General features: G+C 61.6%; 30 protein-coding genes. 10 read left to right on the top strand and 20 right to left on the bottom strand.

Annotation, left to right across the window (positions count from 1 at the left end):
• Window position 1: 1 nt before the first annotated feature.
• Genes fmt through def (ACR0JN_RS18855) form a run of 3 tightly spaced genes read right to left on the bottom strand, consistent with a single transcriptional unit; the run spans window position 2 to window position 1949 of the window.
• A complete protein-coding gene (gene fmt / locus ACR0JN_RS18865; RefSeq protein WP_480887979.1) occupies window positions 2-916 on the bottom strand; it encodes a methionyl-tRNA formyltransferase in 915 nt (304 codons plus the stop codon).
• A gap of 23 nt (window positions 917-939) precedes the next feature.
• Window positions 940-1434 (bottom strand): peptide deformylase, encoded by a 495-nt coding sequence (gene def, locus ACR0JN_RS18860; protein WP_480887977.1) that lies wholly within the window; start codon window positions 1432-1434, stop codon window positions 940-942.
• Window positions 1431-1949 (bottom strand): peptide deformylase, encoded by a 519-nt coding sequence (gene def, locus ACR0JN_RS18855; protein WP_480887975.1) that lies wholly within the window; start codon window positions 1947-1949, stop codon window positions 1431-1433. Before def (ACR0JN_RS18855) ends, def (ACR0JN_RS18860) begins: the two co-directional genes overlap by 4 nt.
• 95 nt (window positions 1950-2044) lie before the next feature.
• On the opposite strand from def (ACR0JN_RS18855), the gene ACR0JN_RS18850 reads away from it, so the two are divergent.
• Window positions 2045-3217, top strand: coding sequence for a MalY/PatB family protein (locus ACR0JN_RS18850; protein WP_480887973.1), 1173 nt, complete (start codon window positions 2045-2047; stop codon window positions 3215-3217).
• Between the two features lie 33 nt (window positions 3218-3250).
• On the opposite strand, the gene ACR0JN_RS18845 is transcribed toward ACR0JN_RS18850, so the two are convergent.
• Window positions 3251-3604, bottom strand: a complete 354-nt coding sequence (locus ACR0JN_RS18845) for a hypothetical protein (protein ID WP_480887971.1) — start codon at window positions 3602-3604, stop codon at window positions 3251-3253.
• A 211-nt stretch (window positions 3605-3815) separates the two neighbouring features.
• On the opposite strand from ACR0JN_RS18845, the gene ACR0JN_RS18840 reads away from it, so the two are divergent.
• The gene (locus ACR0JN_RS18840) at window positions 3816-4805 is read left to right on the top strand and encodes a glutathione S-transferase family protein (RefSeq protein ID WP_480887967.1); all 990 of its coding nucleotides are present in this window, start codon (window positions 3816-3818) and stop codon (window positions 4803-4805) included.
• Here the strand turns inward: ACR0JN_RS18840 and ACR0JN_RS18835 are convergent.
• Window positions 4787-5149 (bottom strand): response regulator transcription factor, encoded by a 363-nt coding sequence (locus ACR0JN_RS18835; RefSeq protein ID WP_480887965.1) that lies wholly within the window; start codon window positions 5147-5149, stop codon window positions 4787-4789. The genes ACR0JN_RS18840 and ACR0JN_RS18835 overlap by 19 nt on opposite strands.
• Before the next feature lie 182 nt (window positions 5150-5331).
• Between ACR0JN_RS18835 and cobD the strand changes: the two genes are divergently transcribed.
• The 3 genes from cobD to ACR0JN_RS18820 are packed head-to-tail and all read left to right on the top strand — an operon-like array spanning window position 5332 to window position 8389.
• Complete coding sequence (gene cobD, locus ACR0JN_RS18830) at window positions 5332-6297, top strand: threonine-phosphate decarboxylase CobD (RefSeq protein ID WP_480887961.1); 966 nt, start codon at window positions 5332-5334, stop codon at window positions 6295-6297.
• Entirely contained in the window at window positions 6294-7214 is a 921-nt protein-coding gene (cbiB, locus tag ACR0JN_RS18825) for an adenosylcobinamide-phosphate synthase CbiB (RefSeq protein WP_480887959.1), read from the top strand. The genes cobD and cbiB overlap by 4 nt, the downstream gene beginning before the upstream one ends.
• Before the next feature lie 11 nt (window positions 7215-7225).
• A complete protein-coding gene (locus tag ACR0JN_RS18820) occupies window positions 7226-8389 on the top strand; it encodes a lytic murein transglycosylase (protein WP_480887956.1) in 1164 nt (387 codons plus the stop codon).
• A 115-nt stretch (window positions 8390-8504) separates the two neighbouring features.
• Here ACR0JN_RS18820 and ACR0JN_RS18815 read toward each other — a convergent pair whose 3' ends face one another.
• From ACR0JN_RS18815 to ACR0JN_RS18795, 5 genes are all read right to left on the bottom strand, one after another.
• Window positions 8505-9581: a sulfotransferase family protein gene (locus ACR0JN_RS18815; protein WP_480887954.1), complete on the bottom strand. Its 1077-nt coding sequence runs from the start codon at window positions 9579-9581 to the stop codon at window positions 8505-8507.
• 121 nt (window positions 9582-9702) lie between these two features.
• A complete protein-coding gene (locus tag ACR0JN_RS18810) occupies window positions 9703-10053 on the bottom strand; it encodes a hypothetical protein (RefSeq protein WP_480818229.1) in 351 nt (116 codons plus the stop codon).
• A gap of 54 nt (window positions 10054-10107) precedes the next feature.
• Window positions 10108-13563, bottom strand: coding sequence for a chromosome segregation SMC family protein (locus tag ACR0JN_RS18805; RefSeq protein WP_480887952.1), 3456 nt, complete (start codon window positions 13561-13563; stop codon window positions 10108-10110).
• A 142-nt stretch (window positions 13564-13705) separates the two neighbouring features.
• The gene (locus ACR0JN_RS18800) at window positions 13706-14101 is read right to left on the bottom strand and encodes a hypothetical protein (protein ID WP_480887948.1); all 396 of its coding nucleotides are present in this window, start codon (window positions 14099-14101) and stop codon (window positions 13706-13708) included.
• Window positions 14102-14142: 41 nt separating this feature from the next.
• Window positions 14143-15336 (bottom strand): aminotransferase-like domain-containing protein, encoded by a 1194-nt coding sequence (locus ACR0JN_RS18795; RefSeq protein WP_480887946.1) that lies wholly within the window; start codon window positions 15334-15336, stop codon window positions 14143-14145.
• A gap of 152 nt (window positions 15337-15488) precedes the next feature.
• On the opposite strand from ACR0JN_RS18795, the gene ACR0JN_RS18790 reads away from it, so the two are divergent.
• Together ACR0JN_RS18790 and ACR0JN_RS18785 are read left to right on the top strand one after the other, a co-directional pair.
• Window positions 15489-16259 carry an FCD domain-containing protein gene (locus ACR0JN_RS18790; RefSeq protein WP_480887944.1) on the top strand — a complete coding sequence of 257 codons (771 nt, stop codon included), beginning with the start codon at window positions 15489-15491 and terminating at the stop codon, window positions 16257-16259.
• 247 nt (window positions 16260-16506) lie between these two features.
• Window positions 16507-17103, top strand: coding sequence for a hypothetical protein (locus ACR0JN_RS18785; protein WP_480887942.1), 597 nt, complete (start codon window positions 16507-16509; stop codon window positions 17101-17103).
• A gap of 59 nt (window positions 17104-17162) precedes the next feature.
• Here ACR0JN_RS18785 and ACR0JN_RS18780 read toward each other — a convergent pair whose 3' ends face one another.
• From ACR0JN_RS18780 to ACR0JN_RS18760, 5 genes are all read right to left on the bottom strand, one after another.
• Complete coding sequence (locus tag ACR0JN_RS18780) at window positions 17163-17723, bottom strand: F0F1 ATP synthase subunit B (protein ID WP_480818235.1); 561 nt, start codon at window positions 17721-17723, stop codon at window positions 17163-17165.
• A 5-nt stretch (window positions 17724-17728) separates the two neighbouring features.
• Entirely contained in the window at window positions 17729-18280 is a 552-nt protein-coding gene (locus tag ACR0JN_RS18775) for a F0F1 ATP synthase subunit B' (RefSeq protein WP_480887939.1), read from the bottom strand.
• Between the two features lie 86 nt (window positions 18281-18366).
• Window positions 18367-18591, bottom strand: a complete 225-nt coding sequence (locus tag ACR0JN_RS18770) for a F0F1 ATP synthase subunit C (RefSeq protein WP_005981269.1) — start codon at window positions 18589-18591, stop codon at window positions 18367-18369.
• Window positions 18592-18639: 48 nt separating this feature from the next.
• Window positions 18640-19398 carry a F0F1 ATP synthase subunit A gene (locus ACR0JN_RS18765; protein ID WP_170587982.1) on the bottom strand — a complete coding sequence of 253 codons (759 nt, stop codon included), beginning with the start codon at window positions 19396-19398 and terminating at the stop codon, window positions 18640-18642.
• A 2-nt stretch (window positions 19399-19400) separates the two neighbouring features.
• The gene (locus ACR0JN_RS18760; RefSeq protein ID WP_170673619.1) at window positions 19401-19733 is read right to left on the bottom strand and encodes an AtpZ/AtpI family protein; all 333 of its coding nucleotides are present in this window, start codon (window positions 19731-19733) and stop codon (window positions 19401-19403) included.
• A 231-nt stretch (window positions 19734-19964) separates the two neighbouring features.
• On the opposite strand from ACR0JN_RS18760, the gene ACR0JN_RS18755 reads away from it, so the two are divergent.
• Window positions 19965-20297, top strand: a complete 333-nt coding sequence (locus ACR0JN_RS18755) for an ArsR/SmtB family transcription factor (protein ID WP_480818293.1) — start codon at window positions 19965-19967, stop codon at window positions 20295-20297.
• A gap of 2 nt (window positions 20298-20299) precedes the next feature.
• Here the strand turns inward: ACR0JN_RS18755 and ACR0JN_RS18750 are convergent, their stop codons facing one another.
• From ACR0JN_RS18750 to ACR0JN_RS18735, 4 genes are all read right to left on the bottom strand, one after another.
• Entirely contained in the window at window positions 20300-20704 is a 405-nt protein-coding gene (locus tag ACR0JN_RS18750) for a universal stress protein (RefSeq protein ID WP_480887937.1), read from the bottom strand.
• Between the two features lie 92 nt (window positions 20705-20796).
• A complete protein-coding gene (locus ACR0JN_RS18745) occupies window positions 20797-21066 on the bottom strand; it encodes a hypothetical protein (RefSeq protein ID WP_480887933.1) in 270 nt (89 codons plus the stop codon).
• A gap of 68 nt (window positions 21067-21134) precedes the next feature.
• Entirely contained in the window at window positions 21135-22043 is a 909-nt protein-coding gene (locus tag ACR0JN_RS18740; RefSeq protein ID WP_480887930.1) for a DMT family transporter, read from the bottom strand.
• The gene (locus ACR0JN_RS18735) at window positions 22040-22918 is read right to left on the bottom strand and encodes a LysR family transcriptional regulator (RefSeq protein ID WP_480887927.1); all 879 of its coding nucleotides are present in this window, start codon (window positions 22916-22918) and stop codon (window positions 22040-22042) included. The genes ACR0JN_RS18740 and ACR0JN_RS18735 overlap by 4 nt, the downstream gene beginning before the upstream one ends.
• A gap of 120 nt (window positions 22919-23038) precedes the next feature.
• On the opposite strand from ACR0JN_RS18735, the gene ACR0JN_RS18730 reads away from it, so the two are divergent.
• Window positions 23039-23620 carry an FMN-dependent NADH-azoreductase gene (locus ACR0JN_RS18730; RefSeq protein ID WP_480887926.1) on the top strand — a complete coding sequence of 194 codons (582 nt, stop codon included), beginning with the start codon at window positions 23039-23041 and terminating at the stop codon, window positions 23618-23620.
• 72 nt (window positions 23621-23692) lie between these two features.
• The gene (locus tag ACR0JN_RS18725; RefSeq protein ID WP_480887923.1) at window positions 23693-24436 is read left to right on the top strand and encodes an aspartate/glutamate racemase family protein; all 744 of its coding nucleotides are present in this window, start codon (window positions 23693-23695) and stop codon (window positions 24434-24436) included.
• Between the two features lie 126 nt (window positions 24437-24562).
• Here the strand turns inward: ACR0JN_RS18725 and ACR0JN_RS18720 are convergent, their stop codons facing one another.
• Window positions 24563-25063: a prolyl-tRNA synthetase associated domain-containing protein gene (locus tag ACR0JN_RS18720; RefSeq protein WP_480888069.1), complete on the bottom strand. Its 501-nt coding sequence runs from the start codon at window positions 25061-25063 to the stop codon at window positions 24563-24565.
• Between the last annotated feature and the right edge of the window lie 25 nt (window positions 25064-25088).

The raw sequence follows: 25088 nt of genomic DNA, 5'->3' as shown, positions 1-25088 counted from the left end.
GTTACTCCGACAGCAGGCGGGTGCCGGCCGGGATGGGCCAACCCCGCAGAAACGTGTCCCTGTCCTGCGCGCCCTTGCCCGCCCGTTGCAGGCGCAGCAGCTCGACCGCGCCGGTGCCGCAGGCCACGGTCAACTGATCGTTCAGCACCTCGCCCGGGGAGCCCTGCCCTTGGGCCCGACGCGAGGCCAGCAGCTTGATGCGGTCGCCCTGCACCTCTGTCCACGCGCCGGGGAACGGAGAAAGCCCGCGGATGTGGCGGTCGACCTCGGTCGCGGGGGCGGACCAGTCGATGCGGGCCTCGGATTTGTCGATCTTTTCGGCATAGGTCACGCCGTTTTCGGGCTGCGGATCGGGGCGCAGGTTGGGCAGATCGGACAGAGCCTTGACGATCAGCGCCGCCCCGATCGCCGAGAGGCGGTCATGCAGCCCGGCGGTGGTTTCTTCCGGTCCAATATCGGTGGCCTCGCGCAGCAGCACGGGGCCGGTATCCAGCCCGGCCTCCATCTGCATGATGCAGATGCCGGTCTGCGCATCGCCCGCCATGATCGCGCGGTGGATCGGCGCGGCCCCGCGCCAGCGCGGCAGCAGGCTGGCGTGGATGTTCAGGCAGCCATGGGCGGGCGCGTCCAGAATAGGCTGCGGCAACAGCAGCCCATAGGCCACGACCACGGCGATATCTGCGTTCAACGCGGCAAAACCGGCCTGTTCCTCGGGTGATTTCAGCGAGGTCGGGTGGCGCACGGTCAGGCCCAGCGCCTGCGCCCGCGCGTGGACCGGCGTGGGGCGGTCTTTCTTGCCGCGCCCGGCAGGCCGGGGGGGCTGACAATAGACGGCGGCGATCTCGTGGCCGGCAGCGACCAGAGCGTCCAGCACCGGGACCGAGAAATCGGGGGTTCCCATGAAGATTATACGCATCCGTCCCTCCGTAGGATGGGGTTTCAACCCATCTTCTTTGCCTTGCGCAGCAGCATGTCGCGCTTGACCTTGCTGAGCCGGTCGAAATACATCCGCCCGTTCAGGTGATCGATCTGGTGCTGCACGCTGGTCGCCTCGATGCCCACGAAATCGCGGCGGTCGATCTGGCCCTGTTCGTTGAGGAATTTCACCGTCACCGCGCGGGGCCGTTTCACCTTGGCCGAGACGCCGGGCAGGTTGGGGCTGGCCTCGTCATGTTCGCGCAGCTCGACCGAGCTGTGCAGGATTTCCGGGTTGGCCAGACGCACCGCCCTGCCCCGCTGGGTCGAGCCATCCACAACTGCCAGCCGCAGCATCACCCCGATCTGGGGCGCAGCAAGGCCGACGCCGGGCATCGCCTCCATCGTGTCGATCATGTCATCCCAGATGGCGCGGATGTCGTCGGTGATCTCGGGCACGTCCTCAGCCTTGGTGCGCAGGCGCTTGTCGGGCCATGGCAGGCAGGTCCGCACCGTCATGTGCGGGCCTTCTCGCGCTTTAGCTTCTGCATCTTTCGTGTGATCATCTGGCGTTTCAGCGGTTTGAGATAGTCGATGAACAGCTTGCCGTTCAGGTGGTCGATCTCATGCTGCACGCAGGTGGCCCAGAGGTCATCGAAGGTTTCCTGCTGCAGATTGCCGTCCCGGTCCAGCCATGTGACGTCGACCACCTTGGGGCGGGTGACCTCGGCATATTGCTCGGGGATCGACAGGCAGCCTTCCTCGTAGACATTGGTTTCATCCGAGGCCGCGATGACCTCGGGGTTGAACATCACCAGCGGGCGCGGGGTCTCGCCCTCTTCCTTGACGCAATCCACCACGATCAGCCGATCCAGCACGCCGATCTGGGGCGCGGCCAGACCGATGCCGGGCGCGTCATACATCGTCTCCAGCATGTCGTCGGCCAGTTTGCGCAGGTCGTCGGTGATGTCGGCCACCGGAGCGCAGACCTTTTTCAGGCGGGGGTCGGGATGGATCAGGATATTGCGTTTCATGGGGCTGATTTAGGCCATCGCGCCCGCCACCGCAACGGCCCCTCTTGCACATGGCGGAATTGAGGTTAGCTTTCGCCTCGACAGATGGAGATGACATGACTTTCAACGACCTGATCGACCGCCGGGGCACCAATTCATCGAAATGGGACAAGATGGAGCGTCTGTACGGCGTCTCGCCCGAGGATGGGCTGGCGATGTGGACGGCTGATTCCGATTATGCCACCGCCCCTTGCGTGATCGAGGCGGTGCGCAAGGCGGCCGATCATGGGGCGTTTGGCTATTCGTGGATGCACCCGGATTACCTGAACGCGGTCCAGTGGTGGATGAAAACCCGCCACAATTGGGAGATCGACACCGATTGGGTTCTGACCTCGCAAGGGTTGGGCAACGCGATTGCGCTGTGTCTGGATGTGTGGAGCGACCCCGGAGATGGGGTCGTCATCTTCTCGCCGGTTTACCATGAGTTTGCCCATAAGGTGAACAAATCGGGCCGCCGCGTGGTGGAATGCCCGCTGGTGCGGGAGGGCGACAGCTATGCACTTGATCTGGACGATGCGCAGTCGCGGCTGGACGGGTCCGAAAAGCTGCTGCTGTGGTGTTCACCACAGAACCCTTCGGGTCGGGTCTGGACGCCGGACGAGTTGCGCGCGGTGGCGGCATTTACCGAACGCAACGGGTTGATCCTGGTCTCGGACGAGATTCACCACGATCTGGTTTATTCCGGCCATACCTTCGTGCCGATGGATGTGGCCGCACCGGATGCGCGGGCGTGGACCGTGACGCTGACTGCTGCGTCGAAGACGTTCAACATCGCGGGCCAGCGCACCGGCAACATGATCATCCCCGACGCCAAGCTGCGGGCCAACATGAAGCACCGCTTGCAGACGCTGGATTATGACCCCGGCGCGCTGGGGGTGGCGATGATCACCGCTGCCTATTCGCCCGAGGGGGCGGCATGGGTCGACGCGCAGGTCGCGCATCTGGCCGAGAACTGCCAGATGTTCCATGCCGCCATCGCCGAGATTCCGGGCCTTTGGTCGATGCCGCTGCAGGCGACATATCTGGCTTGGGTCGATTTCTCGGGCACCGGGATGGACCACGGTGAATTCGTCAAGCGTCTGCGCGAGGACGCGCGCATCGCCACCTCATCCGGCCCCGGCTTCGGCACCGGCGGAGAAACCTTCGAGCGGTTCAATCTGGCCACGCAACGCGCACGGGTCGAAGAAGCCTGCGTGCGCCTGAAGACGGCCTTTGGCGATCTGCAGTAGCCTCAGCGTCAGAGGGCTGGCCGAGACCGGCCGCTACTCTTCCTTCCCCAACAGCGCGATTGGCGCATCCGGGGCACGGTAGAAATCCAGCGGGGCTTTGTCATGCGCGGCAGTGCTGCGCTTGAATTCATAACGCATTTCGCCGCCGTCTTCCTCATCCGCGATGATGAGGCATTGGTAGAGGTGGTTGGCCCCGTCATAAATATCGACCAGCCCGCGCAGACGCGGTGTGGTTTCAGCTTCGACCGAAAAACCATCTTTCCACAGTTTGAGGATTTTGAATGTATTGTCGCCCAACTCGACCCGCAGACGGCTGGTCTTTTTCAGGGCAGCGATTCGCGCGGCATCCAATTCCGCGCGTATTTCCTTTGAAACATAGGTACTCATAAATCTATTCCCCCGCTCACACCCTCTATTTTGACCGACTGAATGTAAAAATCCAGTAAACCGCGTCACATAGCGGCGCTTGCTTGCCTGCTGTGGCGCAGACATCTCAGGCCCGGGTTGTGCGTGGGCGCAGGCCCGGTGCGCGGGCCGGACCATAGGAACAGGCCCCAGACCGCCCTATCTTTGCTGAAACACATGCGGAGGACTTGATATGGGCCTGTTGGTCGATGGGGTATGGCACGACACCTGGTATGACACCAAATCCACCGGCGGGGCGTTCAAACGCAGCGCCGCGCAGTTTCGCAACTGGATCACGGCCGATGGCAGCGCTGGGCCGTCGGGCAAGGGCGGCTTTCAGGCCGAATCCGGGCGCTATCACCTGTATGTCTCTCACGCCTGCCCCTGGGCGCATCGCACGCTGATCTTCCGCGAGTTGAAGGACCTGAGCGATCACATCTCGGTCTCGGTCGTGCATCCCGACATGCTGGACAAGGGCTGGACCTTTGAGATGGACGGAGATGGCGCAACCGGGGACAAGCTGTTTGGCTCAGACTTTGCGCATCAGATCTATACCCGCGCCGATCCCAACTACTCGGGCCGCGTCACCGTTCCAATCCTGTGGGATAAGGTCGAGAAAACGATTGTCTCGAACGAAAGCTCGGAAATCATCCGCATGTTCAATTCGGCATTCAATGGGATCACGGGCAACACCGATGATTACTGGCCCGGAGCTATGCGAGATGACATTGAAGAGGTTAACGCCCGCATCTATTCCGACGTCAATAACGGCGTCTACAAGTCAGGTTTCGCCACAACCCAGGAAGCATATGACGCGGCCGTTGCCCCCCTGTTCGACACGCTGGACTGGCTGGACGCCCGGTTGGCGCAAAACCGCTACCTGATGGGCGACCGCGTGACCGAGGCCGACTGGCGGCTGTTCACCACCCTGATCCGGTTCGACCCAGTGTATCATCTGCATTTCAAATGCAACCGGCGGCGGTTGGTCGATTATCCGAACCTCTGGGCCTATACCCGCGAGCTATACCAGTGGCCGGGCGTCGCCGAGACTGTGAACATGGACCACATCGTGCGCCACTATCACTACAGCCATGACAGCATCAATCCGCACCGGATCATCCCGACGAACCCGGTTCTGGACTATCACGAACCGCACGGGCGGGATCAGCGGCCCGCAGCGTAATGTTCGACCATCGCCGCCAGATCCTCTGGCGGCGTGCCGCTTTGCACATAGGCGCAGGCGTTGGGACTGTGGGCAAAGATCGACCCGTCCGAGAAGAAGGTGGTGTTGGTGACAAAAATCACCCGCGCGTCCGGGCGGCGATAGCTGGCGAAATCGGCCACGGCCAGTGCGCTGCCGGTCTCCAGAACCAGGTCCAGCACAATGATATCAAAATCCGCGCCGTAGAGCGCAAGGATCGCTGCCTCTTGCGTTTCCACCAGCGTGACTTCGGCCCCCTGCCTTTGCAGATGCCGCTGCCAGACCCGACCGAGGTCGGGGTTACTCTCAACAATCAGTACTTTCATTTGCAACAACCTCGGCACGTGATATGGGTGAGTAAGTGCCGATCCCTGCGATCCGTGATCACGCGATTTCCTTAACAAAGTGTTAACGACGCCTGCACAGGGCTGTGATCGGGCGGATTCGCTTGTGTGGACGGCAAAAATCCGCTTGAAGCAGCGCATTGTGGCGATTCCGGCAAGAGCAGATGGTGGAACAGGACGACAGATTGAACCCGCGCAGTGCCCGCGATCATGGCGGCGGGCTGGATGGGGCCATGGCGCGCTATGGCGGCGCGCGCGGCGATTGGATCGACCTGTCCACCGGGATCAACCCGCACCCCTATAAGGTGGCGGGGCTGCAACCTTCAGACTGGATGGAACTGCCCGATCATGGCGCGTTTCAGCGCCTGTCGGACACGGCACGCGGCTTTTGGCGCGTGCCGGAGGGGGCCGCAATTCTACCCGCGCCCGGAGCCTCGGCCCTCATCGCGCGCCTGCCCGCGTTGGGTGAACCGGGCCGCGTTCAGATCACCGCGCCGACCTATAACGAACATGCCGCCGCTTTCACCGCACAGGGCTGGCGCGTTGTCGCGGATGGCCCTGCCGACGCCCGCGTCATCGTTCATCCGAACAATCCCGATGGGCGGATCTGGCAGGCCTCGGATGCCGACGCCCCGCTGACCGTGATTGACGAGAGCTTTTGTGACGTGGCCCCCGACGCATCGCTGATCCATCTGACGCGCCGACCGGGGGTGATCGTACTCAAGAGCTTCGGCAAGTTTTGGGGGCTGGCGGGGCTGCGGCTGGGGTTTGCCATCGGCCATCCCGATCTGATCGCTCGCCTGAACGATCTGACCGGCCCATGGGCGGTCTCCGGCCCGGCGCTGCGCATCGGCACCCAAGCGCTGCAGGACACCGATTGGGCCTCTGCCACCCGCGCGCGGCTGGCGGAGGAGACCGCGCGGCTGGACACCCTGATCACTGGCAAGGGCGCGGCACTGGTCGGAGGAACAACGCTGTTCCGTCTCTACGAGGTCGACAACGCCACCGCACGGCGGGACCGTCTGGCCCGCGCCCGTATCTGGAGCCGCATCTTCCCCTATTCCCAAACCTATCTGCGCCTTGGCCTGCCACCCTCGGACGGATGGCACCGGCTGGAGGCCGCGTTGTGAGCACCCCGCTGCTGTTGGCCTGCGCCCTGTGCCTGGACGCTGCTTTGGGCGAGCCCGACTGGCTGTGGTCCCGCGTCAGGCACCCGGCGGTGATCATCGGCAACGGGATCGGTTGGTTGGACAAACGCCTCAACCACGGCACACAGCGGCGGATCAAAGGCGTGGCGGTTCTGCTAGTCCTGATCCTGACAGCCGGGGCCGTCGCGTGGGCCTTGGCGTGGTTAGGCCCCGTGGTCGAGGTGCTAGTCTGCGCCATCCTGCTGGCGCAGAAATCGCTGGTCACGCATGTTCGGGATGTGGGCACGGCTTTGCAGTCCTCGCTGTCCGAAGGGCGGGAAATGGTCGGACGCATCGTCTCGCGTGACACGCGGGACATGACCGAAGGACAGGTCGCGCGGTCGGCCATCGAAAGCGCGGCAGAAAACCTTAGCGACGGGGTTATTGCGCCTGCGCTCTGGTTTCTGGTCGCGGGCTTGCCCGGCATTCTGATCTACAAGGCCGTGAACACGGCGGACAGCATGATCGGCTACCGCAACGACAAATACCGCGAGTTCGGCTGGGCTTCGGCGCGGTTCGATGACCTGCTGAACCTGATCCCAGCCCGCCTGACCTGCGCGATGATCGTCGCGCTCTCTGGCCAATGGGCACACTGGCGCGCCATACTGGCCGATGCAAACCACCACGTCTCGCCCAACGCCGGATGGCCCGAGGCCGCCATGGCCCGCGCCCTGAACGTCGCGCTGGCCGGGCCGCGCAGCTATGACGGGCAGGTGCGCGATCTGGCCTGGGTCAACGGCGACGCCCCCCGCGAGATCGGCGCAGAGGAAATTTTCCGCGCATGTTACATGCTGTGGCGCGTCTGGGGGCTTGCGCTTGCCCTCGTGTCAGTGTCGGTTGGGGTCAGCTCTATTCTGTAACGGACCTGTCCATGCGCATTCTCTCTGGCATTGTCGTCGCCACCTTGCTCGCCTCACCTGCTGTTGCCCAGTGTGGCGGCGGGTTCAATTCCTTCGTCAACGGGCTGAAGGCCGAGGCGGTCCAACAAGGCTATGACAAAGCCACGGTGGACGCCTTCTTCAAAGGCGTGCAGCAGGACAGCGCGGTGCTCAAGGCCGACAGGGCGCAGGGCGTGTTTCAGAAACCGTTCATCGAGTTCTCCCGCCGCCTGATCTCGCAAAACCGGATCGATCGGGGCAAGGCCATGTCGAGAAAATACGACGCGGTCTTTGACCGGATCGAGCAGGAGTACGGCATTTCGCGCGGCGTGCTTCTGGCCTTCTGGGCCTTCGAGACCGATTACGGGTCCTTTCAGGGCGATTTCAATACCCGCAACGCGTTGGTGACACTGGCCCATGACTGCCGCCGCCCTGAACTGTTCCGACCGCAAATCTTCGCCGCAATCGAGCTCTACAGCCAGGGCAATTTCGACCCCGCCCGCACCACCGGTGCCTGGGCCGGAGAGATAGGCATGGTGCAGATGCTGCCCCGCGACATACTGGAAAACGGAGTCGATGGAGACGGAGACGGTACGGTCTCGCTAAAAACCTCAGCTCCGGATGCGCTGATGTCGGGCGCGAAAATGCTGTCGCATCTGGGCTGGCAACCAGGCCAGCCGTGGCTGCAAGAAGTGACGGTGCCCGCACAGATGGATTGGTCCCTGTCCGGCCCTGGCAAACCGCGCCCGGTGTCCGAGTGGCAGGCGATGGGCGTGCAGGCCCGCAGCGGCTCACTGGCCAACCTGCCCGCCTCACTGATCCTGCCGCAGGGGCACAAAGGTCCCGCCTTTCTGGCCTACCCGAATTTCGATGTCTATTTCGAATGGAACCAGAGCTTCGTCTACGTCATGACCGCCGCCTATTTCGGCACCCGGCTTGAGGGCGCGCAGATTTACGACGCGGGCAACCCGGCGCAAGGTCTGTCAGGGGCGCAGATGAAGCAACTGCAGAGCAAACTGCAGGCGCGCGGGTACGACGTGGGCAAGATCGACGGTATTCTGGGTGCGGGCACGCGGGCTGCCGTGCAGGCCGAGCAGGTGAGGTTGGGGCTGCCTGCGGATGCCTGGCCGACAGTGGATTTGTTGGGGCGGTTGTGAGACACGCGGGTCGTTACGCACCAAATCGGAACTTCTTGACGCGACCCACGCTTTGCAAACACACCTGTCGTTACACGTTCGCAGCCATCAGCCCAAACGCCATCAACAAGCTCTATCAGTTTAGCCTATCGCGGTGCTTTCTTTTGCTCAGGCGCCCCATAACAGCTTTGGTCAACAGCGGCCATGGGTTTTCCTGCACCGCACGAAATGCCGCATCTGATGCGCGAAGCGCGTCTTCGGTTCTGTTTAGGCGATCTTGCAGCCGGAATTGCTGCAACCGCGCAGCCTCATCCAAATTATCCCAGATGCCCGGGTGTTCTTTGTTGCCACAGATGGCTTCCTGCAAGTCCAGAAACAAGGGCGCACTCCGATCGCTTTGGCCGAACTCAAGTGACTGATCCCGCGGCACTGCTGCCAAAAGCCGCGATATATTTCTGAGGACAGGATGCGTGCCTTCGGCGATGACAGGTGCGGAAGAGCTTTTGATCTGAGCCGCAGGGTCGCAGGAATATCCATAGGCCTCAAAGTCATGCCGATAAAGCTCAACAAGGTTTTCAACAACTCGGTCTTCCGAAAGGGCTTGTTGTAACCCACCGCGCGTATCGCTCGACCCTTTGTTGATTTCGCGGGATTCGACCACTGCATCTTCAACACCCGCTCTCCTCATTGCGAGGCCAAAATCTTCGTTCAGAGTCTCGACATAACCGATGAAATTTGGGCGCACCGCCGCATTCAAAATATTGATGTGCTGCGGACGCCAATGCGGATCGAGGCTCAAGGGGTCTGGATCATTTGAGATCAGTTCTACAAAATCGGCAAAAGAAAGCTTGGCGTCTTCGGCCAGCGAGTACTTTTTTGCAAATTTCCCCCAGACGTTTTCATCGCGTTTGATTGTGTTTGGATTTACTTTTTCATTGTAAGCGGACAAGCATCTTGCAAATGGGTTTCTTGCGAAACTGAACACAAACGCATTCTCAATATTGGGAAAAAACTCGATTCTATACTCGAACGGGCTTTGTTTGACGTTATGAATACGCTTCCCCGGAGGCATTCCCGAAATTTCCCAAAGATGGCTAAGAACAAAGGAGCAACCCGCCTTGGGGTTATGGAGGTAAAGCAGATTTTTTGGGCCCAAACCTCTGATCAGGCGACCTTGAAGAAAAGAAACTACGGTTGAAGTTGCATCATGCACTAGGAGCGTCTCCGACGAATTAAGACGAGATGCTAGCTAATTGTTTCAGTTCGTGTATGCCACCTAAGAACGCAAATTAAAAAATTATTGCGAGTTTCGGCGTGGGATGCACTTTCAAGTCTCACTCCGGCCGCACCGGATACCGATCCCCTTTCTCATCAATCAGAATCAGCCTTTCCCCACTCCGCACGTACAAATCGCACCGGCTGAAGCCATTGCGGTAGGCGATGCAGACGCTGCCGTCCTCGGCGATGGAATAGGTGCCAAAGGCAGCATCTCCGCTGGCGTAGGTATAGGAATAGGCCCCTCCGGCTGAGAACGCGGCCTGCCCGTCGTCATAGAAAGTCAGCGTGCGGCCTGCCAGCGCGTCCAGCTCGTCAGGCGACAGGGGAATGTCTCCAGATTTGGTGGCCCATTCGGTGGCCATCGCCGGGCTGGCAGCCAGCAGAGCAAGGATCAGATAGCGGGTCATTCGGACAGTCTAGCCCGAAGCGCCCTGCAACAGGCATAACGATGCAGTTATCAGTCAGGCGACCATCTGCTCGGCTTTCTTGAGGTCGACCGAGACCAGTTGGCTGACGCCCTGTTCCTGCATTGTCACACCAAACAGACGGTCCATCCGCGCCATGGTCACCGCGTGGTGGGTGATGATCAGGAACCGGGTGTCGGTCTGGCGGCACATCTCGTCCAGCAAGTCACAGAACCGGGTGACGTTGGCGTCATCCAGCGGCGCGTCAACCTCATCAAGCACGCAGATCGGGGCGGGGTTGGCGAGGAAGACGCCGAAGATCAGCGCGGTGGCGGTCAGGGTCTGTTCGCCGCCCGACAACAGGCTGAGGGTCGAGAGTTTCTTGCCCGGCGGTTGGCACATGATTTCCAGCCCCGCATCCAGCGGATCGTCGCTTTCGACCATGACCAGATTGGCCTCACCACCGCCAAAGAGGTGCTTGAACAGCATGGCGAAGTTGGAATTCACCTGTTCGAACGCGGTCAGCAGACGCTCACGGCCTTCGCGGTTGAGGCTGGCGATGCCGCTGCGCAGGGCTTTGATCGCCTCTTCCAGATCGGCCTTTTCGCCGTTCAGCGTGTCGAATTCTTCTTGAACTTCCTTACTGTCCTCCTCGGCGCGCAGGTTCACCGCGCCCATCGCGTCGCGTTGGCGTTTGTGGCGGTTGACCTCGGATTCCAGCGCGTCGGCGGCGGGCATCTGGTCGGGGTTCACGTCCAACTGGTTGAGCAACTGGTTGGGCGTCAGTTGCTGATCCTCGGCGATGCGTTCGGCTGCCGCCATCACGCTTTCCTTGGCCGCATCACAGCGCGCCTCAGCCGCCGCTCGGGTTTCGCGGGCTTCCGAGGCCAGACGTTCGGCTTCACGCTCGGCCAGCACAACCTCGCGCTGCTCGGTCTCGGCCTCGGCCAGCTTGTCGGCGGCCTCGGCGCGGCGGGCTTCGGCGGTTTCGATCAGCTCGTTGAGTTCCTCGCGCGCCTCGGCAATCTCGCCGGGGGCCGCCATAGCCTCTTGCAATTCCTCTTCAGAACTTTCCTTGCGTTCGGCCAGTTCCGCGATGCGCTTTTCAGCGGTTTCAAGACGGTGCTTCCAGCCGCTGAGGTCTTTCGTCACGTCTTGGCTGCGCCGCGTCCGGGCCTCGCCCTCACGCCGCAATTCGTCATGGGTCGAGCGGTGGGTCAGCATGGTGATCCGCGCGGCCTCGACCGTCTGTTTGATGTCCTCGACCTGCGCGCGGGCGCTGTCCAGATCGCCCAGCCCGGTCAACGCGCCCTCGGCTTCGCGCAGCTGGGCGCGGGCGGACATGGCGTCGTCCTTGTGGCGGTCCACCGCAAGCGTCAGGGTTTCCAGCTTGCCCTGCGCCAAGTTTCGATCTGCTTCGGCGCGGGACAGTTGGCGCGCGGTGTCGGCCATGCGTTGATCGGCGGCGCGGCGGGCCTCGCGGGCGCGGCGGTCAGCTTCGGTCACGTCGGCCAGTTGCTGCGACAGCGCCTCATGGGCGGCGCGGGCGCCATCGGCCTGCGCCTCGGTGCGGGCCAGTTCCTGTTTCAACGTTTCCAGCTTGTTGAGCTGTTCCAAACGCAGGGCAGCGGCGCTTGGCGCATCCTCAGCCCAAGCGCGGAACCCGTCCCAGCGCCACAGGTCGCCCGAGCGCGACACCAAGCGCTGACCGGGTTTCAGCGCGGCTTGCAGACGCGCGCCCTGATCGGAATCGACCAACCCGATCTGTGCAATGCGGCGGCTGAGGCGGTCGGGGCCCGAGACATGCAGCGCCAGCGGTTCAACCCCTTCGGGCAGCGGTTGATCGCTGTCGTAACCTGCCACCTGCACCCAGCCTGATGGGCCGTCGCCTTCAACCAGCGGGGCGCGCAAGTCATCGGCCAAGGCCGCGCCCAGCGCTTTTTCATAGCCCGAGGCGACGCGCAGCAGGTCCAGAACCTGCCCGCCCTCGGCGGTGTCGCGTTCCACCAGCTTGGCCAGCGCAGTGGTTTCGGCCCGGATCGCGCCCAACTCGCCCTCGGCCTCGGACCGTTTCGCGCGCGCCTCGGCCTCACGCGCCTGCGTGTCATTGCGCAGCTCATCGGCGGCAGCGAGCGCTTCTTCGGCAGCTTCGGCGGCTTCGCGGGCTTCTTCTTCGCCCTCTTGCGCGGTCTCGAAGGCCTCGGCGGTGCGGGTCAGGGCCGCGCGCGCCTCATCCACGGCGGCGCGGGCTTTTTCCTCTTCGCCCTCGGACCGAGCCAATGTCTTGCGGCTGTCCTCGACCAGACGCTGCGCCGATTGGTGACGAGCCACGAGACGGGCCATATCCTCGGTTTCCTGCGACAGGTGATCTTCGCGATCCTGCAGGACCGAGGCGGCCTCGCGGGCAACCTCCGCGGCCTCAGCCACCTTTTCGTCATAGCCTTCGGCGGCTTTGGCAAGCTCGCGGGCCTCCCATTCCAACCGTTCGATCATCTCACCCGCGTCGCGGTTCAGGCCGGATTCGCGTTCGATATCGTTGCCAAGCTGCTGGATGCGGTTGGTCAGCGTTTCAATCGTCTGACGCGCGCGGGTTTCCTGATCGCTCAGCTGATCGCGCTGCACCATCTGGCGCTGCAGAACGGCAGCGGCGATAGCCTCTTCTTCGCGCAGGGGCGGCAGTGTTTCTTCGATCTGAGCGCGTTTGGCGGCGGCTTCTCGGGCCTCGGCCTCGGCGCGCGAGGCTTCGGTCAGCCGGTCACGCAGCTTGTCTTCCGCCGTCTGACGGGCCATGTCGGCCTCTTTCCAGCGGCGATAGAGCAGCATCCCTTCGGCCTGCCGCAACTGCTCGCCAATCTCACGATAGCGCGCGGCCTGACGGGCCTGACGGGCGAGTTGCGCCAGCTGGCCGCCCAACTGTTCCAGCACGTCGTCGACGCGGGTCAGGTTCGCCTCGGTGCCTTTGAGTTTCAGCTCGGCCTCGTGGCGGCGTTGGTAAAGCCCCGAGATGCCAGCCGCCTCTTCCAGAATGCGCCGACGCGCGCGGGGTTTGGCGTTGATCAACTCGGCAATGCGGTTCTGGCCCACCAGCGCGGGCGAATGCGCGCCGGTTGAGGCATCGGCGAACAGCATCTGCACATCGCGGGCACGCACGTCCTTGCCGTTGGTCTTGTAGGCGCTGCCCACATCGCGGGTGATGCGGCGGACGATCTCAAGCTGGTCACTGTCGTTGAAACCCGAAGGCGCGAGACGTTCCGAGTTGTCCATGGTCAGGACCACCTCGGCGAAATTGCGCGCGGGCCGGGTCGCGGCCCCGGCAAAGATCACATCCTCCATCGCGCCGCCGCGCATGGATTTGGGGCGGTTTTCGCCCATCACCCAGCGCAGGGCCTCTAGCAGGTTGGATTTGCCGCAGCCGTTGGGGCCCACCACTCCGGTCAGCCCGTCCGCGATGATCAGATCGGTCGGGTCCACAAAGCTTTTGAAGCCGGTCAGTTTGAGTTTGCTGAAACGCAAATGGCTGCTCTTGGTGTGATTCCTGTACTCAAGAACTGTGCGCAACCGAGGGGCGAGGTGTCAACGTGATTGCGCAGGATATGGGTCATTCGCCCGAGTTATCCACAACATCTTGGCGAAACTACGCGCAGACCCGCGTATCTCAGTACGGTGTGCATTCAAAGACCTGATAGCCGTATCCGCCGGAATAGCCGTAGTTCACGCATTCATAGGGGCGGCGGAGCAGCGCGCCGAAAATCAGCTTTTCCCCCAGCTCGCGGTCACAGCCCAGAACCCCCACCGTTACCGCCGCATCGCCCAGCACATCCAGAATCGGACAGCCCGAGACCTGCGCCATGGCCAATGCCGCCCGGTCGCGGATCGGACCCAGACGCGGGGCGTATTGCGGGTTCACGCGCACGGCCTCGGCCAGTTCATTGCGGACGCGGACGTCGAACACGCTACCGTTCACCGCGATACGTGTGGCCGGCTGATCGCGGAAGTAAGGCGTGCCAGCCGAACAGGCGGCCAGCAGCAGAAGGGGCAGATAGCGGATCATACCGCCAGCTATGGGCCAATATGGTTAACAGAACCTTTCCGTCATCCGCGCAGGAGGACACCCAACCTACGTATGCCCTCGCGGATCGTGTCCTCATCCGAGTTTGAGAAGCTCAGGCGGATCGAGTTGGCACCGCCGCCATCGGGGAAGAAGGCCTGACCCGGCACAAAGGCGACCTTGACCGTGTCCAGAGCCCGCGCCAGCAGATCACCCCCGTTGGTTCCCGCAGGCAGGGTCAGCCAGATGAACATTCCGCCCTCGGGGCGGGTCCACTGAACGCCGTCGGGCATATTTACCTCCAGCGCCGCCAGCATGGCATCGCGCCGCGCGCGGTACGTCTGGCGCACCTTGGGGATGTGCGTCTCGAAACAGGTCTGCGCCACCTGATGCACCGCCATCTGGTTGATGGTGGCCGAGTGCAAATCGGCCGCCTGTTTCATCAGAACCAATTGCGAAATGACCGGCTTGGCCGCAACCACCCATCCCATCCGAAGACCGGGGGACAGGGTTTTCGAGAAACTGCCGCAATAGATCGTTCGGCACGCCTCGATCGACCCTTTGCGTGCCAGTTCCAGCGCCAAAACGGGCGGGATTGGCGCGCCGTCATATCGCAAGGCCTGATAGGCCCCGTCTTCGATTACGGCGCAATCCAGATCATCGGCCAGATCCAACAGCGCCTCTCTGCCGCGCAGGTCCACTGTTTTCCCGGTCGGGTTGGCGAAATCGGGCGACAGGTAGGCGAATTTGACCTTGCCGGTCCCGGCCGCATATTCCGCCGCACCCCGGTTCTCACCGATGCCGAGCCGATCAAAACGGGGCTCATAGGCGTTGAAGGCCGCAATCGCCCCCAGATAGGTCGGCCACCCGACCAGCGCCGTATCGCCGGAAGACAGGTAGAGCTTCCCCAGATAATCCAGCGCCTGTTGCGAGCCCGATGTAATCAGGACGTTGTCCAGCGCGCACTCCACGCCGATCTGCCGCATATGATCGACCAGCCATTCGCGCAACGGGACATACCCCTCGCTGACTGAATACTGCAGCGCCTGCGCCCGTGTGTCCGGACCCAACGCCTGTTGAAAGGCCTGCGCAAAGGCATCCGCCGGAAACAGGGCCGGGTCCGGGATACCGCCCGCAAAAGAAATGATGCCCGGCTGGTCCAAGAGTTTCAGCAACTCGCGAATCTCCGAGGCTTTCATGCGCGACGTGCGGGTGGCGAATAGCGGATGGGTAGACATCAGGCTCCTCCGAACTGGATTTTGGCAGCGTAAGGGCGCTTCAATTAAAGTCAATAATACTGACCTAATATTTCAGCCTTTGTGATTTCTCCCGCTTCTTGAACCCGGTTTGGATGCGTGGTCATATGATTTGACCAATTCCGGAACGCCCCATGCCCTTTCACAAAGTTCAAACTGAAAAGCTGTCACATGCCGTCGTGCGTCAGATCGAGTTGCTGATCCTGCGGGGCATCCTGCGCCCCGGCGAACGGCTGCCCCCGGAACGCGAACTGGCCGACCGGATGGGGGTTTCGCGCCCCTCGTTGCGCGAGGCAATTTCCGAGTTGCAGGCGCAGGGATTGCTGACCGCCAAGGCCGGGTCCGGGATTTACGTGGCCGAAGTTCTGGGCTCAGCCTTCGCCCCCGCCCTGATCCGCCTGTTCAGCAGCCATGACGAGGCGGTGTTCGACTATCTCTCATTTCGCCGCGACATGGAGGGGTTGGCAGCAGAGCGCGCAGCGCGGTTGGGGTCCGGCAGCGACCTGAAGGTGATCCAGACCATTTTCGACAAGATGGAAACCGCGCACGCCCGCAACGCCGCCGAGGATGAGGCCCGGCTGGATGCCGAGTTTCACATGGCCATCATCGAGGCCAGTCATAACGTCATCATGCTCCACATGATGCGTTCGATGTACGATCTGCTGCGGCAGGGCGTGTTCTACAACCGGCAAATCATGTTCCAGCAGCGCGCCACGCGCGAGGCCATCCTGAACCAGCACAGCGCCATTAACACCGCCCTTCAGGCGCGCGACCCGTCAAAGGCGCGGGATGCGGTGGAACAGCATCTGAACTTTGTGGAACGCTGCATGGCGGATCAGCAAAAGGCCGAGAAGAACGAGGAAATCGCGCGGCAGCGGCTGGACCACGAAACCGGGCAGGCATGAGTTTTTTCCGCCCCAATCGAGAATGGAATCTAAACTTCGTCCACATCCACAACGGGTGAACTGTGCGAAAAAAGGTAGACATCCGGGCAACAAGATGTTTACGCGACTGCACCATCAGCAAAAACCTGGCACCTGGTCGAAATTGAGCAAGCACAAGCTGAAAATGATCAATCTCTTACGTCGCCTTACCCCTGTTAACGACCCCTGTATTATCGTTGCCAGCAACGGGCGGTCTGGTAGCACGCTGATGTATGACGCTCTGCGTCAGGCAAACAAGCGGCGGCATCGGCCACGCAGGGCGAAATCGGTGTTCGAGTCGCGGCTGGAAACCGCAGCGCTACACCCCGGAACGCTGGTCAAAACGCATGATTTTCCGGACGCGCTAAAAACCCGGGCAAATGTGAAAACGCTTTTCTGCTTTGGCTCAACAAAGGATTCCGCACTGTCGGTCTATTCTGCGATAGAACGGTTCGGGCGGGATTGGGTGGATGAGCATTTCGACCACCTTCATGCCTCGGGCCCGGTCGAGGATCTGTTCCGGCGCGACGTTCTAAATCAGGCCAGCCAGATGGAACGCTGGGGCACTTTCGAAGACTCTCCGGTTCTGTGCCTACATTATGAGGCCATCTGGACTCGGCAGGCTGACGTTGCCGACTTTCTGGGCCTCAAGTTCCAGGTGCCCGAACGGGTTGAACGTGCCAAAAAAACCATTCCTGACGACATTCTGGCGCAGGCCGCGGCTTTGTACGATCCGATCGACGCGGTCCTGGATGAGTTGCCCCAAGTCTTTGTCGCCTCAAAAGACCACGCAGACATCTTGAACAAACTTCCAAGCCAGGGATAACGTGGCAAAGAAAAAACCCGGCGCTGAGGCCGGGTTTTCTGTCAGATTGTCTGTCAGTCTCAGTGCAGCTTTTCGCCGACATCCGCGATGGACGCGTCGATCAGCTTGTTTGCCTGAGCTGCTGTCATCTGCTTGGCCAGAACGGCGCTTGCTGCCGAGACCGCGACGGACACCGCCTGATCGCGCACCTCTTTCACAGCCGAAGCTTCGGCTGATGCGATCTGGTCCTGTGCGGCCGCAAGACGACGGGCAATGGATTTCTCCAGATCGACCTTGGCTTGTTCCGCCGCCAGAGCCGCGTCTGCTTTCGCCGCTTCGACGATGGCATCGGCCTGACCCTGAACTTCGCGCTGCTTACGCTCATACGAGGCCAGCAGGCTGCGCGCTTCTTCATGCAGGGCGCGGGCTTCGTCCAGTTCGGACTTGATGCCAGCGGCCCGGTTGTCCAGCGCACCGCCGATCATGCCGGGGACCTTGAAGTAGAACAGGACCGCAATGAAGACGATGAAGCCCAGCAGGACGACAAAGTCGGTGTTGCCAAGCGAGAAGAACGGGCCGCTTGCGGCCAGCGCGGGGCTGGCGGCACCGACGGTCAGGATAAGGGCAAGAGTGTTCCGCATGTCACTTATCCTTTCGTCTGCGCGTCTACGGCACTGTTGATAGCTTTGGCATCTGCCTCGCCGCCCAGTGCGGTGACCAGTTCAGCCGCCGTATCCTTGGCAACCACTTGAATGCTTTCCAGCGCGCCGGAACGGATTTCGGCAATTGCTTTTTCCGATTCAGCTGCTTTTGCAGCGATTTCCGCATCGGCCTTGGCAATCGCGTCATCCAGACCAGACTGGATTTCGGCGCGGGCTTCCGCTGCGATACGCTGTGCCTCAGAACGGGCATCGGCCAGCGCTTTGTTATAGGCCTCTTCGGCCTCGACCGCCTTGGCCTTCAGATCTTCGGCCGCAGCCAGGTCATTTGTAATGGTCCCCTGACGTTCAGCCAGGATTGCCGCGATGCGGGGCAGAGCCACGCGGGACAGGACCAGAAAGATGACGACCAGCGTAATGACCAGCCAGAAAATCTGGTTGGGGAACCAATCGAAGCAGAGCTGCGGCATCCCGATGGCAGAGCCATGCGAGTCGACGCACGAGCCAACTACTTCTTCGCTAATGGGTTCAGTCGCCATGATGTCCTCCGTCGGAACGTTGTCTTTACAACAGGTGGGCCGCTATGGCTTGGACCCACCTGCGCGTAAGGATCAGGTTCCGCAGATTAGACGGCGAACATCAGCAGCAGCGAGACCAGGAATGCGAAGATGCCCAGCGCTTCTGCGAATGCGATACCGATGAAGAGGGTTGCGGTCTGCGAAGCAGCCGCCGAAGGGTTGCGCAGGGCGCCGGCCAGGAAGTTGCCTGCAACGTTGCCCACCCCGATTGCGGCTGCGCCGGAACCGATTGCTGCCAGGCCTGCGCCGATGTGTGCGAGATCGCCTTCCATGATGTGTCTCCTTACGAATTGGAAGTTTCGATGTTGGGTGTTCGGACCTTAGTGCGACGGATGCAGCGCATCTTTCAGATAAACACAGGTCAGAATGGTGAATACGTAGGCCTGAATGAAGGACACGAGGACCTCGAGGCCGTACATAGCGGTGATCGCCAGAACCGACACGGGCGAGATCACGGCAATCGCGGCAAAGCCTGCGAACACCTTGATCACCGCGTGGCCTGCCATGACGTTACCAGCAAGACGAATGGAGTGGCTGACCGGGCGTACGAAGTACGAGATCAGCTCGATAATCGCGAGAACCGGACGCAGCGCCAAAGGCGCGCTGGAGACCCAGAACAGGCCCAAGAACGCGGCACCGTTCTTGACGAAACCTAGAACGGTTACGGTCAGGAACACGGCCAGCGCCAGCGGGATGGTCACGGCGAAATGCGATGTGGTGGTGAAGGATGTCGGGATCATACCCAGGAAGTTCGCGCAGACGATGAACATGAACAGGGTCATGACATAGGGGAAGTACTTGACGCCTTCCTTACCGCAGATGTCTTCCAGCATCTTGTAGATGAAACCATAGGCCAGTTCGGCCACCGACTGCATTCGGGTCGGTACAATCGCGCGCTTCGACGTGCTGAGCACCAGCAGGCCGAAAATCGCGGCAATCGCCAGGAACATCCACAAAGTCACGTTGGTGGGCGTGTACCAGGCAATCGCACCGTCGCCAAAAAGCGGCTTGACGATGAACTGGTCCATCGGGTGGAATACCAGGCTGCTGCCTTCTGCTGCGGTGGTCTCGGTCGCCACGTTCAGTCCCTCTCGTCCTTCTCGGCTGCGCTTGCAGCCGCTTGTTTCTCTTGAACCTCTTTCGCGCTGCGGAGCATAACCTTCACGCCCGCGACAAGGCCCAGCAATGTGAACAGCACCAGAAAAATCGGGATCGTCCCGAGCAGGCTGTCCAGCCCGTATCCGATGCCAAATCCGATCCCCAGACCGGATACCATTTCGATGACCATCCTCCAGGCAAGCTCGCCCCCGGACACGTCAGCATCTGCGCGGGGCTTGGGCGCTTTGGCCTTTTTCGCCGCTTCGATCTTGGCCTCAAGCTGCGCCATACGCTGCTTTTGGTCATCATCGGTCACGGGCGGGTCCCTCGTACAGTCTTGGGTAGGGTGCTAAGGGGCTGCGGGCACAGAGTCAACGGGGTTGCGCGCCTGGATTGTCGCACATTAAAATATTGATTTTAAATGAAATTCGTTACTCGTAGCCTAATCAGGATTCCGGCCAATCCGGATGCCACACGCCAAAAGACCTGAATCCGCATATTCAACCAAATGGTTGACCAAACTTCGGGGCTGTGGTTCAGCACGGGCATGCCCAACGACCTCGACACCGTTTTCGCGGCCCTTGCCGATCCCACCCGCCGCACCATCCTTGCGATGCTGCTTGAGGATGATATGGCCGTCACGGACGTGGCGGAACCGTTCGAGATGTCGCTGGCTGCGATCTCGAAACATCTGGTCATTCTGACCAAAGCCGGGCTGATTAGCCAAGAGAAACGCGGTCGGGTGAAGTGGTGCAAGCTGGAACCAGACGCCCTGCGCGCAGCCTCGGTCTGGATGCAGGGGTTCGGGCAGTTCGAACCGGTCAACCTGGATGCGTTTGAACGGTTTCTCGAAGTCGAACTGCCCGCGGGCGACGACTAGCGCTATCTGACTACAAAGACCGACACGCCGGCATGCTTCGCCAGAAACCCCGCGTGGCTAGAAAAGATATAGTCGGTGATCCGCGGCGCATGGGTGCCAACCACGATCAGGTCCGCGCCGATCTCGTCAGCCGCCTTGGCCAGATCACCGTCAACTTCAACGGCCACGTCGACCGAGTGGATATTGCGAAACGCGACCTCGGTCCCGCTGTTTCTGGACAGTTGATCCGCAAACGCACGCAAATCTTTATGAACCGCCGAGTCTGTCTGAGCCGGATCAGTTCCGGTTACGCTGACAACGGTGATTTTCGCGCCCTGCCACTTGGCTACCTCGGCTGCAACGTCCGCAGCCTTGCGAACCTCGGACGGCAGATGCAGGTCCATCGGGAACATGATATGTTTGTACATGGCAAATTCCTCCTCGCCGCAAAGCATAGGGAAATGTGCATATATCGACCTTGATCTGCCTCAACGGACAGTTTCGAACGGGAAGCTTCCGGCTAGCCTTCCTGGCTGAACTCCACCCCTGTCACAACCCCGGTCGCATCTGCGCGGCACAACCAGGGGGCCGTCGCGCCCTCTACAGCGACCGTTGTGACCGAGCCGGTGGGCGCGATCTGGGTGCCCGTGGCGCGCACCCCGTCGGCCTGAACACCTGTTTCGGCCACCACCAGCGCCTCGCAACTGGCCTGCAGGTCCGTCTCAGAGGTGCCTGTTTGGCTGCACGCAGAGATCGAAAGCGCAACCCCGGCGACAAAGATCCGATTCATTTTTCTGCGTCCTTTCGATTGCCCCGTTTAGGGGGTGAGCTTTACATGGCTTGCGCGGAAAGCAAGCCTCAATCGGACAAGCGCCGGATTGGTGTCGGAGCCTCCTCTTTCAACAACAGCAACAGCGCCACAACGGTCAGAACAACCCCGCCCAAAATCAGGCCGGTGGGCACACCATTGCCCAAAGCGATCTCCCACAGGATGACCCAGCTTGGCACCAGATAGGTATAGGCCATGACCTTGGCCGAGGGCAGCCGTAGGGCCGAGAACTGGACCAGAACGAAACTCGCCGCTGTTGCGAAGAATGACAGGTATAGAATACCCAGCCAGACGATGAACGGCAGGTTCAGCCAATCGGTCGCGGCAATGTCGGACCACCCGAATACAAGCAGAACCAGAAAGCCCGAAACGAGCGTGCCGAAGGTGAACACCACAGCAGGCTCGCCCCGATTCAGCTTGCGCACCATCGGCGTGTAGACCGCATGCGCGACGCAGCCCCAGAAATAGATGATTTCTCCGGTCCCGATCTCGAACAGGCGGAACGCCTGCCAGTCCGCTCGGAAAATCACCCAAAGCGCCCCGATTGCGCCCACGATCAGGGCCAGCGCCATGCGGGGCGTCGTGATCTGCCGCAACAGGACCCAGCCCGCAAGGGCCGAGATGACAGGCGTCAGGGTAAACACAGCAGCGGCGCTGACCGGTGGGGCGGTTTGCAGGCCGTAGAACATCAATACAAAATAGGTGGCGAACAACCCGCCCAATATCAGGTACCGCCACGGTGCCTGCGCCGCATCACGCGACAAGCCGGTGGTGACAAGGGCCGCAACCCCGATCACCAGCGCAGCAATGGCGAAGCGCATGGCGTTCAGCGCCGCCGGAGCAATCTCATTGGCGATGATCGAGCCCAGCGAGAAACTGCCCGCCACCAGCGCAGAAAAGGTCAGCATGGCCAGATGGCCGCGCGCCTGTGGGCTCATGGTAGCCAGCCCTTGGCCTGTTCTTTAAGAAATTTCAAAAACGCCTGCACCTTGGTCGTCCGGTGCAGGTCCACATGGGTCACCAGCCACAGCTTGCCGGACCATTCCGGCAACGGCGCCATGACCTCTTCCAGATCGGGGTGGCGCGCAGCCTCCCACCGGGCCATGAACCCGATGCCCGCCCCGGCCAAAACCGCCTCGCCCCCGGTGAAATTGTTCGAGCACCGGAAGGTGATCGCCTCGGCCGGTGCATTTTCACGCAGCCATCGGGCAAACGGGGCGCGGCTGTTTTCATCGTCATTGCCCACAAACGCATGATCAGCGAAATCTGACACGCCCGAAGGTTTCCCCCGCCGCGCGATGTAGTCCTTGCTGGCAAACAACCCGACCTCTTGCGAGATGAAGGGCTGCACAACGTTGTCCGGCTGATCCGGCGCAGCCCCGGCCCTGATGGCCACATGCGCCTCGCCATATTCCAGCCGGAACAGGCGGTCGCCGGTCAGATACCGCACGATCAGGCCGGGATGCGCGTTCTGAAACGCGCTGAGCGTCGGCACCACCAAAGGCGCAAGTGAGGCCAGAGACGTCACGACCAGCTCGCCCGAGACATCATCGCCCCGCCCCTTCATCCGTCCGACCAGTTGGTTGAACTGATCCTCGGTCGCCTGCGCCACACGCAACAGGTCTTCACCAGCCTCGGTTGGCGTGTAGCCCCGCGCATGGCGCTGGAACAGTTTGACTCCCAGCCGCGCCTCGATGGCGTCGATATGGCGGATCACGGTGGCGTGGTGCACGCCCAAAACCTCGGCCGCGCCGCTGACGGTTCCCATGCGCGCCACCTGATAAGCGGTTCTCACTTCATCCCAATTGTCCATGACACATCTTCTTCTGTGCAATTTCCAACATTCAATGTTGATGTATCCGAGTTTTGTTCACCAATGCAACATTCATATTGGGGGCAGCAAGATTTCCCTGACCAGAAGGACCCCAAAACCATGACCAAGACCATCCTGCATATCGACGCCTCAGCCCGCCGCACCGGATCGGCCACTCGCGACTTGTCCGACCGGATCGTTCGCCATCTGGACGCCGGGCGCATCATCCGCCGCGACCTGGCCACGCCTCTGCCCCTGCTGACGGAGGACTGGATCGCCGCCAACTTCACCCCCGCCGATCAGCGTGACGAAGTGCAGCGCGATCAGCTGGCCTTGTCGGACGAGCTGGTATCGGAAATGCAGCGCGCAGACACAATTGTCATCGGCCTGCCGATCTACAATTTCTCGGTCCCCGCCGCCTTCAAGGCCTGGATTGATCTGGTCGCCCGCGCGGGCCTGACCTTTTCCTATACCGAGGCTGGCCCCAAGGGTCTACTGGATGGCAAACGCGCGATCCTCGCCATCGCCTCGGGCGGCACGGCGGTCGGGTCCGAGATCGACTTTGCCACCAACTACGCAAAACACGTGCTGGGCTTCATCGGCATCACCGATGTCGATGTCATAGCCGCCGATCAGATGGCATTGGACGCCGAAGCTGCACTAAACAGCGCCCACAAGGCGGTATCGGAACTGGCCGCCTGATCCCCTCTGGCCTTTGTGCCGCGAAACGTCCAGTCTGCACCGAAACAGGATTTGGCAGGCTGGGCGTTTCTCATGAAGAAAATCGGAATTCTGGGCGGTGTCGGCTGGGCCTCGACCGTGGACTACTACAGGGCAATTGCCGAAGGTGCCGGGCGCCATTTCGCCGAACGCGGCCACGGCTCGCCTCTCCCAATCCCGCCGATGACCATCGAATCCGTCACGCAGGCCAAAACCCGCGCCTTGCGCGGTGTGGCGGGGGATGAAGCCAGTTGGGCCGCCTTCGACGCGGTCTTCCGCGATGCCCTGTTGACGCTGGAACGCGCCGGTTGCGATTTCGGCATCATCGCCTCGAACACACCGCACGCGCGGCTGCACGCGATCCGTCAGGGCGTGTCCATACCGATCCTCAGCATCTTCGACGCCACCGCCGAGGTCACAGCCACAAGCGGCGCCTCTGACGCCCTGGTTCTGGGAACGACCGTCACAATGCAGGCCACCAACTACGCCGACCGCCTCGCCACCGAGGGTATTCGCGCCAATGACCGCCTGCCCGAGGACGACATCGCCGAAATGCAGGCCATGATCGACACCGACTTTTACGGAGGCGCGTCAGCAACGGCCCACAAACGCCTATTGGACTTCTGCAACCGCCAAGCCAAACCGGGCACGGCGATCCTGCTGGCCTGCACCGAACTGCCGCTGGCCTTCCCCGATCACCTCGACGACCCGATGTTCGAAGCAGACGGCCATCTGTTCATCAACCCCTCCGCCGCTCATGTCGCGGCGGCCCTGAACAAAGCCCTGACCGGACCCTAAAGCCCCCGCTCCTTCTTCTGTTCAAAAATACCTCCGCCGGAGGGTGAGGGGCGTTACAGAAACTGTCCGGAGGACAGTTTCAGCCCGAGCGGGCGGAGCCCCGGCCTGCGCCGCAAGGCGCGTCCCCTAGGGCAACCAGCCCACCTCGCACCCGATCCGATCAAAAAACGCCATCACGTCCGAGCGCGCCATTGCAACGGTCCGGTCATTGACCAGCGGGTGCATATAGATCACATCCGCCTGCCGGGCGGCAGCGTCCATAAAGAACCGCACCCCAGCCCCGACCCCTGTGATCATCGCCAGCGGGCTGACCGAGCCGGGGCGAATGCCCAGGTTCTGCATCAGCCGATCCGCCGACCCGAAAGACAGGCTGCCGATCCCCAACTCGGCCCCAAGGGCTTTCAGGTCAATCTCGCGGCTTTGCTCCAACGTCACCAGATAGTTCCGCTTTTTCTTGTCCCGCAGATACAGGTTCTTGAGGCGCAAGGCGTTCTCGCCCGGAACCATGAACTGATCCTCGACCCCTTTTGCGTCTTCGACCGTTCGCAGCGGGATATGACTGTGCAGCCGATAGGGCAGCCCCCACGCGTCAAGCTGCGCCAGCAGCGCGTCCGAACTGATGGGCAGGTTGTCGGCTTAGGTATCCGATGCG

It is taken from the genome of Ruegeria sp. G12 (assembly GCF_056533565.1).
The sequence above is the reverse complement of the archived record's forward strand: the minus strand, read 5'-3'. Positions and strand labels throughout refer to the sequence as shown.